Below are 15,175 nucleotides of genomic sequence, written 5' to 3'. Positions count from 1 at the left end.
GTTTCCTACAGATATGTAAGAAGCAGCTTGCCCGCAGTGCTTTCCAGAGTGGCCTTTTTCCCACAGATACAAGCTGTTACTGTACGGAAACCCTAAGCCCAACGCCTGGATCGGATCTCTTGCCTTGATGCGACCCCTCCTCCCGTTATTAATCGGCCTGGCCTTGAGCTTCCCCGCAAGCGCAACCCTGAGTGAAAGCCACGGTTATGCGCAGTTCGGCACCCTCAGGTACCCGGCCACGTTTACCCATTTCGACTGGGTCAACCCTGACGCGCCTAAAGGCGGGACGCTGAAGGTCATGGCGTTTGGAACCTTCGACACGCTCAACCCCTACACCTTCAAGGGCACCAGCCCGGTATCGACCGCAAATTTCCTGCAGTACGGGGTCAACGAGCTCAACGAAACCCTGATGGCCGGGACTGGCCAATACGCCCCCTCCGGCGATGAGCCCACTTCCAGCTACGGGCTGATCGCGCAATCGGTGGAGTACAACGAAGGCCGCAGCTGGGTAGTGTTTAACCTGCGCCCGGAAGCGCGCTTTCACGATGGAACGCCCATCACCGCCTACGACGTAGCGTTTTCCTACAACCTGCTGCTCAAAGAAGGCCATCCGCAGTACCGGACCAACCTTCAGGAAGTCCAGCGCGTAGATATCCTGGGGCCCAAGCGCATTCGCTTCGTGTTCAAGCGCGCGGGCAACCCCTTGCTGATTCTGCGCCTTGGTGAATTACCCGTCCTGCCACAGCACTACTGGGTAAACCGCAACTTTAAAGCCACCACCTTCGAACCGCCGCTGGGCAGTGGCCCCTATCGCATCACCAAGGTCACACCCGGCCGGCAACTGGTGTTTGAGCACGTCAAAAACTGGTGGGGGGCCAACCTGCCGGTCAATCGCGGAAAATACAATTTCGACCGGGTTGAAGTGGAGTTCTACCGCGACAGCGATGTGGCCTTCGAAGCATTCAAGGCGGGCGAGTTCGACATTTATATCGAACACCAGGCCAAGAACTGGGCCAATGGCTATAACTTCCCGGCCGTCCGTCGCGGCGAGGTGATCAAAGCCGAAATCCCCCACCAGATCCCGACGCAAACCCAGGGCTTGTTCATGAACAGCCGGCGTCCTGCCTTTGCCCAGGCAAAAGTCCGTGAGGCCCTGGGCCTCATGTTCGACTTTGAATGGACCAACCGCACGCTGTTCAACGGTGCCTACAAGCGCGCCGCCAGTTACTACCCCAACAGCGAGTTCTCGGCCAGCGGCATTCCACAAGGGCATGAGTGGCTGATGCTCTCACCCTGGCGCAGTCAGCTGCCGCCAGAACTGTTCAGCCAGGCCTTTGGCCTGCCGCAGACCGGAGGCCGGGGCATTCCCCGGGACACCATGCGCCAGGCACTGGGTTTACTGGCCGAAGGTGGCTGGAAACTTTCCGGACAGCGCCTGCTCGATATAGATGGCAAACCGCTGCGCTTCGAAATACTGCTGGTAAACCCCAACCTTGAGCGCATCCTGCAACCCTACGTGGAGAACCTGGCCAGTATCGGGGTCGATGCCCGGCTGCGCACCGTGGACCGCGCTCAATACAAACAGCGCCTGGATCAATTCGACTTCGACATGATCCTGATGACCCTGGATCAGACCTTGAGCCCCGGACTTGAGCAGTGGCAGTACTTCCATTCCAGCCAGGCCAATGTCAAAGGCAGCAAGAACTATGCAGGCGTGGCGAACCCGGTGGTGGATCAATTGCTCGAACGCCTGCTGGCAGCCCAGACCCGCGAAGAACAACTGGCCGCAGGCCGGGCGCTGGATCGCGTCCTGCTCTGGCAGCACTACAGCATTCCTAACTGGTATTTGAATTATCACCGCCTGGCGTACCGCAACCGGTTCGCCTTCGTGACTACGCCGCCCTACGCCCTGGGCCTTAGCGCGTGGTGGCTCAAGCCTACGGAGAAAACCCGATGATGCCTTTGCGTACGTTGCTCAAACCTCTCTGCGCCATGCTGCTGGCGAGTCTTGCCTGCGCGGCACTGGCGGCCCCGCAGCATGCTTTGACGCTCTACGATGAGCCACCGAAATATCCGGCCAACTTCAAGCATGTGGATTACGTCAATCCGGATGCCCCCAAGGGCGGCATCTTCCGAAAATCGGCGCTGGGTACTTTTGACAGCCTTAACCCCTTTATCAACAAAGGCGTGCCGGCCGATGACATTGATCTGACCTTTGACACGCTGGCCCGGCAAAGCCTGGACGAACCTTTCACCGCCTATGGCGTGATCGCCGAAAAGATCGAGAAAGCGCCGGACAACAGCTGGGTGCGCTTTTACCTGCGCCCCGAAGCCAAATTCAACGACGGTCATCCGATTCGCGCCGAAGACGTGGTGTTCAGCTTCGATACCCTGATGAAAAATGGCTCGCCGCTGTACAAGGGCTACTACAGCGATGTTGACCAGGCCATCGCGGAAAACCCGCTGCAGGTGAAGTTCACGTTCAAGCACAACAAGAACCGCGAGTTGCCACTGATCCTTGGTCAACTTCCCGTCCTTCCCAAACACTGGTGGGAAAACCGGGACTTCGGCAAGGGTAATCTTGAAATCCCGGTAGGCAGCGGCCCCTACACCATCAGCGAGATCAAGCCGGGGCGCTCAATTCGTTACGAAAGGAACAAAAACTACTGGGGCAAGGATCTGCCGATCAACAAAGGGCTGTACAACTTCGACACGATTACCGTCGATTACTTCCGTGACAACAGCGTGGCCTTTGAAGCACTCAAGGCCGGGCAGTTCGATTACTGGTTCGAGATCAGCGCCAAGAACTGGGCCAGCGCCTACAACGCCCCGGCGTTCACTCAGGGACGCTTGAAAAAAGAAGAAATACGCAACCACAACCCCACAGGCATGCAAGGTTTTATCTTCAACCTGCGCAAGCCCATGTTTCAGGACGTTCGGGTACGCGAGGCGCTGAGCCTGCTGTTCGACTTTGAATGGGCCAACAAACAGTTGTTCAGTGGCGCTTACGCACGGACCAACAGTTTTTTTGAAAACTCGGACATGGCCGCAAAAGCACTGCCCACGGCCGAAGAACTGGCCATTCTGGAGCCCTTGCGCGGCCAGATCCCCGACCAGGTGTTTACCGACGTGTTCAACCCTGGGGTCACCGATGGCAGCGGCATGATTCGCGACCAGCAGCGCCGTGCCTATCAATTGCTGCAGGACGCCGGATGGCGGATTGTCGACGACAAGATGGTCGACGCCCAGGGCAAGCCGGTAAAAATCGAATTTTTGCTGGCGCAAACCGAGTTCGAACGAATTCTGCTGCCTTACAAACGTAACCTCAGCGACCTGGGCATCGATTTGCAAATTCGTCGGGTTGACACCTCCCAGTACCTCAACCGCCTGCGCTCCAGGGATTTCGACATGATCGTCGGCGGGTTCCCGCAGTCCAGCTCCCCTGGCAGCGAGCAGCGCGAGTACTGGGAATCGCAGAGCGCCGATAAACCCGGCAGCCGCAATTTCATAGGTCTCAAAGATCCGGCCATTGACCAGCTGACCGAGGGGCTGATCAACGCTGAATCGCGTCAAAGCCTGATCAATCACGCCCGCGCTCTGGACCGCGTCTTGCAGTGGGGCTTCTACGTGATTCCCAACTGGCACATCAAAACCTGGCGCGTGGCCTATTCAAATCATATCGGCCATCCCGCGGTCACCCCCTTGTACGACATTGGAACCACTACGTGGTGGGCAAAGCCTGACACCAAACCCGCGACTCCAACCGAAACCAAAAGTGCAAACCTGGAGCCTTAAATGCTGGCGTATATATTCAGGCGACTGCTGCTGATCATTCCGACATTGCTCGGTATTTTGCTGATTAACTTCATCATCATCCAGGCCGCACCCGGGGGGCCGGTTGAACAGATGATCGCCAAACTTGAAGGCTTCGATGGCGCAACCAGCCGCATTGCGGGCGGTGGCTCCGAAGTCTCGGTGGCGGGCTCCAACTATCGCGGCGCCCAGGGGCTGGACCCGGCCCTGATCCAGGAAATCGAAAAGATGTACGGCTTTGACAAGCCCGCCCCCGAGCGCTTGTGGATCATGATCAAGAACTACGCCCGACTGGACTTCGGCGAGAGCTTTTTCCGGGATGCCAAGGTCATCGACCTGATCAAGGAAAAGATGCCTGTCTCCATCTCGCTGGGTCTATGGAGCACGCTGATCATGTACCTGGTGTCTATCCCGCTGGGCATTGCCAAGGCCACGCGACACGGCAGCCAGTTCGACGTCTGGACCAGTTCGGCCATCATTGTGGGCTACGCCATTCCGGCCTTTCTGTTTGCCATCCTGCTGATCGTGGTGTTTGCCGGCGGCAGCTATCTGGACTGGTTTCCGTTACGGGGCCTGACCTCCAACAACTTCGACGAGCTGAGTCTGGGGGGCAAGATTCTCGATTATTTCTGGCACCTGGCCTTGCCCGTCACAGCCCTGGTGATCGGCAACTTCGCCACCATGACCCTGCTGACCAAAAACAGCTTTCTGGATGAAATCAACAAACAGTACGTAGTCACCGCCAAGGCAAAAGGCCTGACCAACCACCGGGTGCTCTACGGCCACGTGTTTCGCAATGCCATGTTGCTGGTAATTGCCGGCTTCCCGTCGGCCTTTATCGGGATTTTCTTTACCGGTTCATTGCTGGTCGAAGTGATTTTCTCGCTGGACGGACTGGGACTCATGAGTTTCGAAGCGGCGATCAATCGCGATTACCCGGTGGTCTTCGGCACCCTGTTCATCTTCACCCTGGTCGGACTGCTGGTGAAACTGATCGGAGACCTCTCTTACACCCTGGTTGATCCGCGCATCGACTTCGAAAGCAGGGAGCATTGAGATGAAACTGTCCCCTCTTAACCGGCGACGTTTTGAACGTTTCAAGGCCAACAAGCGTGGTTGGTGGTCGCTGTGGATCTTTGTGCTTCTATTCGGACTCAGCCTGGGTGCTGAGCTGATCGCCAACGATAAACCGCTGGTAATCAATTACGACGGTGAATGGTATTTCCCGGCACTCAAGCGTTACCCGGAGACGGACTTTGGCGGCGAGTTCCCCCTCGAAGCCAACTACAAGAGCCCCTATATCCGTGAACTGCTAGCCAAGAAAGACGCCTGGGTCTTGTGGCCGCCCATCCCGTACAGCTATCAGAGTATTAACTACGACCTGAAAGTCCCGGCACCGGCCCCGCCTTCCGCCGAGAACTGGCTGGGCACCGATGACCAGGGCCGCGATGTATTGGCGCGGGTGATTTATGGTTTCCGGATCTCGGTGCTGTTCGCCCTGACACTGACCATTTTGAGTTCGATCATTGGCGTGATCGCGGGAGCCCTGCAGGGTTTTTATGGTGGCTGGATCGACCTCGCCGGTCAGCGCTTTCTTGAGATCTGGTCAGGTTTGCCGGTGCTGTATCTGCTGATCATTCTCGCCAGTTTCGTCCAGCCGAACTTCTGGTGGCTGCTGGGGATCATGCTGCTGTTCTCATGGATGAGCCTGGTAGATGTGGTACGCGCCGAATTCCTGCGCGGACGCAATCTGGAATATGTGCGCGCCGCACGGGCCCTGGGCATGCAGGACATTGCGATCATGTACCGACATATCCTGCCCAATGCGATGGTTTCGACCATGACTTTCATGCCGTTTATTTTGACCGGCGCCATCGGTACCCTCACCGCGCTGGACTTTCTGGGCTTCGGCCTGCCCCCCGGCGCGCCGTCGCTGGGCGAACTGGTGGCGCAAGGCAAGTCCAACCTGCAAGCGCCATGGCTGGGCATCAGTGCTTTCGCCGTGCTGGCCATCATGCTCAGCCTGCTGGTGTTTATCGGCGAGTCCGCTCGCGATGCTTTCGACCCGAGGAAATGAGATGACGCAGGAAAATCTGATCGAAGTGCGTGATCTCTCCGTCGAGTTTGTCAGCGCTGAACAACCCCATCGTGTAGTGCAAGGCATCAGTTTCGATATCAGGCGCGGCGAAACCCTGGCGCTGGTTGGCGAAAGCGGCTCGGGCAAATCGGTGACCGCGCATTCGATTCTGCGCCTGTTGCCATACCCCCTGGCCCGCCACCCCACGGGCAGCATCGTCTATGCCGGCGAGGATCTGCTGACGCTGCCGGAGAAAAAGCTCAGGCATATTCGTGGCAATCGCATTGCCATGATTTTCCAGGAGCCCATGACCTCGCTGAACCCGTTGCATTGCATTGAAAAACAAATCAATGAAGTGCTGGGCATTCACAAGGGATTAACCGGCAAGGCAGCCACCCTGCGCACCCTGGAGCTGCTGGAGCTGGTTGGCATACCTGAGCCCCACAAACGCCTCAAAGCGCTGCCACACGAGCTCTCAGGCGGCCAGCGCCAGCGCGTGATGATCGCCATGGCCCTGGCGAACGAACCCGAACTCCTGATCGCAGACGAACCCACCACGGCACTGGACGTTACAGTGCAGTTGAAAATTCTGGAATTGCTGAAGCAATTGCAGGCCCGCCTGGGGATGGCGCTGTTACTGATCAGTCACGATTTGAACCTGGTTCGACGAATTGCGCATCGGGTATGTGTCATGCAGCGCGGTTTAATCGTCGAACAGGCATCGTGCGAACAGTTGTTCCGTTCGCCACAGCATCCGTACACCCGGGAACTGCTTAGCGCAGAGCCCAGCGGAGGCCCGGCCGATACGGTTGCGGGGCCGCCATTGCTGGAAATCGAGGACCTGAAAGTCTGGTTCCCGATCAAAAAGGGACTCCTGCGCAAGACCGTGGATTACGTCAAAGCGGTCGACGGCATAAACTTCAGCCTGCCACAGGGACAGACCCTGGGCATTGTGGGAGAAAGCGGATCGGGCAAGTCGACCCTGGGCCTGGCGATTTTGCGTTTGATTGCCAGCAAGGGTTTGATCCGTTTCGAAAACAAACGGCTAGACTGTCTTTCCCGCCAGGAGGTCAGACCGCTGAGGCGGGAAATGCAGGTGGTGTTCCAGGATCCGTTTGGCAGTCTCAGCCCACGCATGAGCGTCAGCGAGATTGTCGGTGAAGGTTTGCGTATTCACCGCATGGGCACCGCTGAAGAACAGGAAGTGGCAATTATTGAAGCCTTGCGCGAAGTAGGTCTGGATCCGGAAACCCGGCACCGCTACCCTCACGAGTTTTCAGGCGGGCAGCGGCAACGAATCGCCATTGCCCGGGCATTGGTTTTAAAACCGGCGTTGATTCTGCTGGACGAGCCAACCTCCGCGTTGGACCGGACCGTACAACGCCAGGTGGTTGAGCTGTTGCGCTCGCTGCAAGCCAAGTACAACCTGACGTATTTGTTTATCAGCCATGACCTGGCTGTCGTCAAAGCGCTTAGCCACCAACTGATGGTGGTCAAGCATGGCCAAGTGGTCGAACAGGGTGATGCGCAAAATATCTTTGCCTCACCGCAACATCCATATACACAGCAGCTGCTGGAAGCCGCCTTTTTGGCGCCAGTGGCTGTCGATTAACCTGATAGAGGAACAACACATGGGTTTTCTCGCCGGTAAGCGCGTCCTGATCGTCGGTGTCGCTAGCAAATTGTCCATCGCTTCTGGCATTGCTGCCGCCATGCACCGTGAAGGCGCTGAACTTGCTTTCACTTATCAGAACGAAAAGCTTAAAGGCCGCGTTGAAGAGTTCGCTGCAGGCTGGGGTTCCAACCCTGAACTGTGCTTCCCTTGCGACGTAGCCAGCGATGAAGAAATCGCCAAGGTCTTCGAAGACCTGAGCAAGAAATGGGACGGCCTGGACTGCATCGTGCACTCCGTTGGCTTCGCACCTGGCGATCAACTGGACGGCGACTTCACGGACGCAACTACCCGTGAAGGCTTCCGTATCGCTCACGACATCAGCGCCTACAGCTTCGTAGCCCTGGCCAAAGCCGGCCGTCCGATGATGAAAGGCCGCAATGGCAGCCTGCTGACCCTGTCCTACCTGGGCGCCGAGCGCACCATGCCTAACTACAACGTGATGGGCATGGCCAAGGCCAGCCTGGAAGCGGGTGTACGTTACCTGGCAGGCAGCCTGGGCCCGGAAGGTACGCGCGTTAACTGCGTATCGGCTGGCCCGATCCGCACCCTGGCAGCATCGGGGATCAAGAACTTCCGTAAAATGCTGGCGGCCAACGAAGCGCAGACCCCTCTGCGTCGTAACGTCACCATCGACGAAGTCGGCAATGCCGGCGCGTTCCTGTGCTCGGATCTGGCATCCGGCATCAGCGGTGAAATCATGTACGTAGACGGCGGCTTCAACACCACCGCAATGGGCAGCCTCGAAGAGTAAATCTTTGCTTGCAGCCTGTACCCGAAACGCCCGGTGCATTGACTGCATCGGGCGTTTTGCGTTGCGGGCTTTTATAAACTCATTGCCCGTGGGCAGCCACACTTGCCCCCCCGCGGGTGCGGGAAGCAACATCCATACTTCGCTCCTGAGCGAATTATCGGCCAAAGGGATGGGAGAAAGTCACGGTTCTTCATGAAAAGGACGCTCTGAATGACACCCTTCGAGGCTGCAACCCACCCCGACCCCTATACCTTTTATGCGCAACTGAGACACAGGGCCGACCTGTACTTTGACTCCCGACTGGGATGTTGGGTCGCAAGCGGTGCAAGGGTCATACAGGCCATTGTGCAACATCCTGATTTGCTGGTACGCCCCCCACATGAGCCCGTTCCACCGGCCATAGCACAAAGGCCTTCAGGCCAGGTGTTCGGCAACTTGATGCGCATGAATGAAGGGCCGCGCCATCAGTGCCCCCGGCACGGGATAGAACCGGCACTGGCGTCAGTGTCGGCAGCAGACATCGCAACACTGGTTGCACACCTCTTCCCCATCACAGACAGCTCTGCCGATAGCCTGAACTCACTCATGTTCAAATTGCCGGTTTCAGTGCTATGCCGCTTGCTGGGCTTCGATGACCACCAGCTTGATACCCTGAGCGCTTTGACCGGTAATTTCGTGGCCTGCCTTTCTCCTTTGGCCAGCGAGTTACAACTGCGCAGCGCTGACATTGCAGCAACCCGGCTGAGCCAGATATTTGAGGTTCTGTTGAACGACGAAGCTGGACACAGCGCTTTTCTCAACGCTATTTGTCCAGCTTACCGATCTGGCACCCAGGCCGATCGCCCCGCGCTTATCGCCAATTTGATCGGTCTGCTATCTCAGACCTGCGAAGCCACTGCCGGCCTGATCGGCAATGCACTGGTGGCCCTGCAGCAACAGCCTGAGCTGCTTGAAGCGGTCAGCCGAAGCCCGGCGCTTGTCCCCGAGCTGGTTGCCGAGGCAGCACGTCACGACCCATCGGTACAGAACACCCGGCGCTTTGTCGCGAAACGCTGCGTCATCGGCAATTGCACTCTGCAAGCCGCAGATACGGTTCTGGTGTTGCTGGCATCTGCAAACAGAGATCCGGCCATCAATCATGACCCGGACTGTTTTCTGCTCAACCGGCCCCTGCGTCAAAATTTCAGCTTCGGCCATGGCCGGCATCAATGTCCGGGTCAACAAATAGCACTGGCGATCGCCGCACAAACCATCGCAGTACTACTACAACGCCATGGCACATCCTTTATCCGGACCTGCCACTGGAGCTATGTCCCATCACTCAATGGCCGAATTCCACGATTCCGCCAGCAGCCGGAGATTGCGCAATGATTGCCGTTATTTTCGAGGCGTGGCCACGCACCGACCAATACCAGCGTTACCTGGACCTTGCAGCCGAACTCAGGCCATTGCTCGCTGACCTTGAGGGCTTCATTTCCATCGAGCGCTTCCAGAGCCTCAGTGAACCCGGGAAGCTGCTGTCGTTGTCATTCTGGCGCGACGAAGACTCCATCCAGCGCTGGCGCCAACTGGAACAACACCGCATGGCCCAGGCCGCAGGACGCACTCAAGTCTTCGAGGACTATCGTTTGCGCATCGCCCATGTTTTGCGCGACTACTCCCTCACTGAGCGATCCGAGGCGCCGGCTGACAGCCGTAAAGATCACTCGTGAGCGCAGGCTTGCTTGAATCCGCCCCATAAAAAAGGCCGCTCAATGAGCGGCCTTTTTCGTCGTGCGGATGATCCAGCGCTTAGTAGCGCTCGACCTTCGCCTCATTTTGCAACTGCTTGCGGTAGGCTTCGAAGTCTTGCTGGCCCACACGCGAAGCGAGGAAGCGACGGTACGACGCCTTCTCTTCTTCAGTCGGCTTCGCAGCATCGTTCACGCCATCCAGACGCAGTACAACAACGGTGCCATCGGCCAGGGTGACGCTACCAAAGGTCGGTTTGTCCTTGGATACTGGCTTGGCCAGGCGGAACACAGCTTGCAGCACGGCAGGGTCAATACCTTCCTGACCGCGGGCAACTGCCTCGTGAGCCTTCCACGACAGGCCATCAACCGGCTTATCCAACGGCAACTTGCCATCGCGTAGACCTTTGATGATTTCTTCAGCTTTGGTTTTAGCCGCTGCACTGGCGTGCTCTTTAACCAATTGCCCACGAATGCTTGCGGCAACGGCTTCCAGAGGCAACTGCTCAGGCTTGAGGTGTTCCTTGACGCGCAACACCACTACCGTCTCGGGATCGAGTTCGATGGCAGTACTGTTTGCCCCCTCATCCATCACTTCAGTGCTGAATGCTGCCTGGATCACGTCACGGTTGGCAGCAATCCCCTCCCCGCCCTGACGACCGAACGGTGCAGAGGTATGCACGGTCAGCTTCAGTTCCTGAGCAGGTTGAACCAGATCGGACGCCTCAAATGCGGAGTCTTCCAGCTGCTTGGTTGCATCAACAAAGCGACGCTCAACCTGTTGGGTTTTCAGGTCACGGGTCAGCTTGTCTTTCAGGCTGGCAAAGCTCGGCACTTCAGGTGCCTCGACGCCCATCAACTTGATCAGGTGGTAGCCAAAGCTGGTGCGAACCGGCTCAGAAACCTGATCTTTTTTCAGAGCGTAAAGCGCTGTTTCAAACACAGGATCGTAAACACCCGGACCTGCGAAACCCAGATCACCGCCATTGGCAGCCGAGCCTGGATCCTGAGAGAACTCTTTGGCCAAAGCCTCGAAGCTTTCACCCTTGGCCAGACGCTGCTCAATATCAGCAATCTTGGCTTTGGCCTGCTCGTCGCTGACCTTGTCGTTCACTTCAATCAGGATGTGTGCAGCACGGCGCTGCTCAGCAAGGTTGGCGGTTTCTTTCTGATAAAGGGCTTGCAGCTCTTCATCCTTCACAGCCACCTGATCAAAGAACGAAGACTTCTTCAACTCGATGTAGTCGATCACGACCTGATCGGGCGTCATGAATTCTTTGGCGTGCTCGTCGTAGTAGGCCTTGATTTCGTCGTCGCTGACTTTCACCGCAGCCGGGTCGGCCTTGATGTTCAGAGAAGAGAAATCACGGGTCTGTTTTTCGAGACGGGCAAAAGCGTTCACTTGCTCATCGGTCACGAAACCACTGCCCGCCAAACCGGCGCGCAGCTGACCAATCAGCATTTCCTGGCCCAGCATGTCGCGGAACTGCAGGCGACCGTAACCCAGCTGACGAATCACCTGGTCGAAACGTTCAGCGCTGAACTGGCCGTTATCCTGAAACTCAGGTGTCTGCAGAATGACCTGATCCAGGGCCGCTTCAGAGAAGGAGAACTTCGCCTGATTAGCACCCTGCAGCAGCAACTTACGATCGATCAACCCTTTAAGGGCTGCTTCACGCAGCATTTTCTCGTCCAGCAAAGAAGCGTCGAAATCTTTGCCCAGCTGTTGCATCAGCTGACGACGTTGCATGTCGACAGCCTGGCTGAGCTCAACTTGAGTGATTTCGTCACCGTTGACCTTGGCCGCATCCTGGCTGGTCGAGGTGGCTTGAAAAATAGCATCGAAACCGGTCAACGCCATTAACGCGACGATGACACCGATGATGGTCTTGGCAATCCAGCCTTGTGAATTGTCCCTGATATTTTGCAGCATGCTTCCCCCAGAAACGGTCTTGCATAATGAGCAACCGTGGAGCGTGGGTAGAGTCCGGATAGAAGAAAGGCGCATCCGAGGATGCGCCTTCTCGTAACTGGCGGAGCGGACCGGGCTCGAACCCGCGACCCCCGGCGTACCACGTCGATATAACCATCGACTGCACTACCGCTCCGCTGCCAAGCCTGGCGTGCGCCTGACCCGGTTGGGTAACAAGTGTTACAAAAACTTAGTTAACCGCTTCTTTCAGTGCTTTACCGGCTTTGAAGCCTGGTTTTTTAGCAGCAGCAATTTCCAGTGCTTGACCAGTCTGTGGGTTACGACCAGTGCGAGCAGGACGATCAGTCACAGAGAAAGTACCAAAACCAACCAGTACCACAGAGTCGCCAGCCTTAAGAGCGCCAGTGACGGATTCGATTACTGCGTCCAGCGCACGGCCAGCTGCAGCTTTCGGGATATCAGCAGATGCAGCGATAGCATCAATCAGTTCCGACTTGTTCACTCTAAGTCCCCTTATATCTATCTGAGTATGTTTCTAAAGTTTTTTGGTAAAAGCAAACGATTGCTGAAGCACTTACGGACACTTATAGAGCCGCTTTATAACAAGGGCTCTAAAAAGCGTCAAGAAAGCCCGTCAGGCAAATCCGTATTAATGCGTGCTAATTCTTTCCTTAGAGTCAGACTCTCGCTTGTCATCCTTGGCAACGATCTCGGGAGCCACATCCGGCAAGGGCTCCGGCGCGTATTGCAGCGCAATTTGCAGGACCTCGTCAATCCATTTAACCGGTTTAATCTGAAGATCCTGTTTGATGTTGTCAGGAATTTCCTTCAGATCGCGGACATTCTCTTCAGGAATAATTACAGTCTTGATCCCACCTCGGTGAGCAGCCAGTAACTTTTCCTTCAAGCCCCCAATCGCCAGCACCTGGCCACGCAGGGTAATTTCGCCGGTCATCGCAACATCCGCACGTACTGGAATCAAAGTCAGCGCAGAAACCAGAGCTGTACACATTCCTACACCAGCACTAGGACCATCTTTGGGCGTAGCCCCTTCCGGCATGTGAATGTGAACGTCACGTTTCTCGTGGAAATCCAACGGGATACCCAGGCTCTTGGCGCGACTGCGAACCACTGTCAACGCAGCAGTAATCGACTCCACCATCACGTCACCGAGAGAACCGGTCTTGATCAACTGGCCCTTGCCCGGCACTACCGCAGCTTCAATTGTCAGCAATTCGCCACCGACCTGAGTCCAGGCCAGACCGGTCACCTGACCAATCTGGTCCTGCACCTCGGCCAGTCCGTAGCTGTATTTTCGCACACCCAAAAAGTGCTCGAGAAGCTCGGGCGTCACAGTCACTGCAAAACGTTTTTCCATCGCGTGTTCTTTGACCGCCTTGCGGCAAATTTTCGCAATTTGGCGCTCAAGGCCCCGCACACCGGCTTCGCGGGTGTAATAGCGAATGATGTCGCGGATGGCTTCGTTGTCGAACGCTATCTCGCCTTTTTTCAAGCCATTGGCTTCAATTTGCTTGGGGGCGAGGTATTTGACGGCAATGTTGATTTTTTCGTCTTCGGTGTAACCCGGCAGACGAATGACTTCCATCCGGTCCAGCAACGCTGGAGGAATATTCATCGAGTTGGAGGTACACAGGAACATTACGTCAGACAGGTCGTAGTCGACCTCGAGGTAATGGTCATTGAAATTGTGGTTTTGCTCGGGATCGAGCACCTCAAGCAATGCAGAGGCCGGGTCACCGCGCATGTCGCTGCCCATCTTGTCGATTTCATCGAGCAGGAACAGAGGGTTGCGCACCCCCACTTTTGTCATCTTCTGAATCAATCGACCTGGCATCGAGCCAATGTAGGTACGACGATGACCGCGAATTTCCGCTTCGTCACGCACGCCACCCAAGGCCATACGTACGAATTTGCGGTTTGTTGCATGGGCTATGGACTCTGCAAGGGAGGTTTTACCTACACCAGGAGGTCCTACCAGGCACAAAACCGGACCACGGATTTTCTTCACCCGTTTTTGCACGGCGAGGTATTCGAGAATCCGCTCTTTGACTTCATCCAGACCGTAGTGGTCTGCATCCAGAATGTCTTCAGCGCGCTTGAGATCCAGGCGGACCTTGCTCTGTGCTTTCCATGGCACCTGAACCAGCCAGTCAATGTAGGAGCGCACGACAGTGGCTTCAGCGGACATGGGGGACATTTGCTTGAGCTTGTTCAGCTCAGCCTGAGCCTTGGCCATTGCATCCTTGGGCAAACCAGCGGACTCGATGCGCTTTTTCAGCTCTTCGATTTCGTTATGCCCATCATCACCATCGCCGAGCTCCTTCTGAATGGCCTTCATCTGCTCATTCAGGTAGTACTCGCGCTGGCTGCGCTCCATCTGCTTTTTGACACGGCCACGGATACGCTTTTCAACTTGCAGCAGGTCAATCTCGGCATCAAGCAATGCCAATACGTGCTCAACCCGGGTTTGCAGGTCGATAATTTCAAGAATCTCCTGCTTCTGCTCGATCTTGAGTGCCATATGGGCAGCCATGGTATCGACCAGACGGCTTGGTTCGTCGATGCTGTTAAGCGAGGACAGAACCTCAGCCGGGACCTTTTTGCCCAGCTGTACATATTGCTCGAACTGCGAGATCAGGCTGCGGACAAAGACCTCGGATTCACGCTCCGGGGCAGCCACCTCATCAATCAGGGAGACTTCGGCACTCAGATAGCCTTCAGCCTGGCCAAAGCGCTCGACAGCGCCACGCTGCTCGCCTTCGACCAAAACCTTGACGGTGCCATCCGGCAGCTTGAGCAACTGCAGAACGGTCCCAATGGTACCTACACGATAGAGCGCGTCTTCGCCCGGATCATCGTCAGCAGGATTTTTTTGGGCCAACAGCAAGATCTGCTTGTCGCCCGTCATCGCAGCCTCGAGGGCCTCGATTGATTTCTCGCGTCCCACGAACAGTGGGATCACCATGTGCGGATAGACCACAACATCGCGCAATGGCAGGAGAGGCAATTCAATGGTTGTCTTCATGATTTCGCCTCTACGGCGGCCATAAGGCCGTAATCAGATGGAAGTAAGCTTGAAGCCAAGATGGGGGCAGTTCCGAAAAAAAACAAGCGTTGGACGACAGGAAAAAAAAAGGGGCCCGAAGGCCCCTTCTTTAACACGCAATGTGTAATA

Annotated in this window: 11 protein-coding genes; 8 read left to right on the top strand and 3 right to left on the bottom strand. The window is 56.4% G+C overall.

Annotated features, from left to right (window positions below; translation table 11 throughout):
- The first annotated feature begins 127 nt into the window (after positions 1-127).
- The 8 genes from EQV90_RS12890 (at position 128) to EQV90_RS12855 (ending at position 10,028) form a co-directional block, all read left to right on the top strand.
- Complete coding sequence (locus EQV90_RS12890; RefSeq protein ID WP_127196569.1) at positions 128-1,957, top strand: extracellular solute-binding protein; 1,830 nt, start codon at positions 128-130, stop codon at positions 1,955-1,957.
- On the top strand, positions 1,954-3,795 hold the full coding sequence (locus tag EQV90_RS12885; protein ID WP_003441382.1) for an extracellular solute-binding protein: 1,842 nt from the start codon (positions 1,954-1,956) through the stop codon (positions 3,793-3,795). Before EQV90_RS12890 ends, EQV90_RS12885 begins: the two co-directional genes overlap by 4 nt.
- On the top strand, positions 3,796-4,869 hold the full coding sequence (locus tag EQV90_RS12880) for a microcin C ABC transporter permease YejB (protein WP_003441381.1): 1,074 nt from the start codon (positions 3,796-3,798) through the stop codon (positions 4,867-4,869).
- 1 nt (position 4,870) lies between these two features.
- A complete protein-coding gene (locus tag EQV90_RS12875; protein ID WP_003441380.1) occupies positions 4,871-5,890 on the top strand; it encodes an ABC transporter permease in 1,020 nt (339 codons plus the stop codon).
- A 1-nt stretch (position 5,891) separates the two neighbouring features.
- Positions 5,892-7,502: an ABC transporter ATP-binding protein gene (locus tag EQV90_RS12870; protein WP_003441379.1), complete on the top strand. Its 1,611-nt coding sequence runs from the start codon at positions 5,892-5,894 to the stop codon at positions 7,500-7,502.
- A 19-nt stretch (positions 7,503-7,521) separates the two neighbouring features.
- Complete coding sequence (fabI, locus tag EQV90_RS12865; protein WP_003441378.1) at positions 7,522-8,316, top strand: enoyl-ACP reductase FabI; 795 nt, start codon at positions 7,522-7,524, stop codon at positions 8,314-8,316.
- 585 nt (positions 8,317-8,901) lie between these two features.
- Complete coding sequence (locus EQV90_RS12860; RefSeq protein ID WP_346769534.1) at positions 8,902-9,687, top strand: cytochrome P450; 786 nt, start codon at positions 8,902-8,904, stop codon at positions 9,685-9,687.
- Positions 9,684-10,028 carry an antibiotic biosynthesis monooxygenase gene (locus EQV90_RS12855; protein ID WP_240878176.1) on the top strand — a complete coding sequence of 115 codons (345 nt, stop codon included), beginning with the start codon at positions 9,684-9,686 and terminating at the stop codon, positions 10,026-10,028. Before EQV90_RS12860 ends, EQV90_RS12855 begins: the two co-directional genes overlap by 4 nt.
- Before the next feature lie 79 nt (positions 10,029-10,107).
- Here EQV90_RS12855 and EQV90_RS12850 read toward each other — a convergent pair whose 3' ends face one another.
- The 3 genes from EQV90_RS12850 to lon form a co-directional block, all read right to left on the bottom strand.
- The gene (locus EQV90_RS12850) at positions 10,108-11,979 is read right to left on the bottom strand and encodes a SurA N-terminal domain-containing protein (protein ID WP_010655837.1); all 1,872 of its coding nucleotides are present in this window, start codon (positions 11,977-11,979) and stop codon (positions 10,108-10,110) included.
- A gap of 229 nt (positions 11,980-12,208) precedes the next feature.
- Positions 12,209-12,481: an HU family DNA-binding protein gene (locus tag EQV90_RS12845; protein WP_003441370.1), complete on the bottom strand. Its 273-nt coding sequence runs from the start codon at positions 12,479-12,481 to the stop codon at positions 12,209-12,211.
- A 147-nt stretch (positions 12,482-12,628) separates the two neighbouring features.
- Entirely contained in the window at positions 12,629-15,025 is a 2,397-nt protein-coding gene (gene lon / locus EQV90_RS12840; RefSeq protein WP_240878175.1) for an endopeptidase La, read from the bottom strand.
- Positions 15,026-15,175: the final 150 nt, after the last annotated feature.

The sequence above is a fragment of the Pseudomonas sp. TMW22089 genome, from assembly GCF_022496645.1.
Lineage (GTDB): Bacteria > Pseudomonadota > Gammaproteobacteria > Pseudomonadales > Pseudomonadaceae > Aquipseudomonas > Aquipseudomonas paraversuta.
The sequence above is the reverse complement of the archived record's forward strand: the minus strand, read 5'-3'. Positions and strand labels throughout refer to the sequence as shown.

Coding starts and splice junctions, on each gene's coding strand:
- EQV90_RS12890 (WP_127196569.1), top strand. CDS start 128: ATGCGACCCCTCCTCCCGTTATTAATCGGCCTGGCCTTGAGCTTCCCC.
- EQV90_RS12885 (WP_003441382.1), top strand. CDS start 1,954: ATGATGCCTTTGCGTACGTTGCTCAAACCTCTCTGCGCCATGCTGCTG.
- EQV90_RS12880 (WP_003441381.1), top strand. CDS start 3,796: ATGCTGGCGTATATATTCAGGCGACTGCTGCTGATCATTCCGACATTG.
- EQV90_RS12875 (WP_003441380.1), top strand. CDS start 4,871: ATGAAACTGTCCCCTCTTAACCGGCGACGTTTTGAACGTTTCAAGGCC.
- EQV90_RS12870 (WP_003441379.1), top strand. CDS start 5,892: ATGACGCAGGAAAATCTGATCGAAGTGCGTGATCTCTCCGTCGAGTTT.
- fabI (WP_003441378.1), top strand. CDS start 7,522: ATGGGTTTTCTCGCCGGTAAGCGCGTCCTGATCGTCGGTGTCGCTAGC.
- EQV90_RS12860 (WP_346769534.1), top strand. CDS start 8,902: ATGTTCAAATTGCCGGTTTCAGTGCTATGCCGCTTGCTGGGCTTCGAT.
- EQV90_RS12855 (WP_240878176.1), top strand. CDS start 9,684: ATGATTGCCGTTATTTTCGAGGCGTGGCCACGCACCGACCAATACCAG.
- EQV90_RS12850 (WP_010655837.1), bottom strand. CDS start 11,979: ATGCTGCAAAATATCAGGGACAATTCACAAGGCTGGATTGCCAAGACC.
- lon (WP_240878175.1), bottom strand. CDS start 15,025: ATGAAGACAACCATTGAATTGCCTCTCCTGCCATTGCGCGATGTTGTG.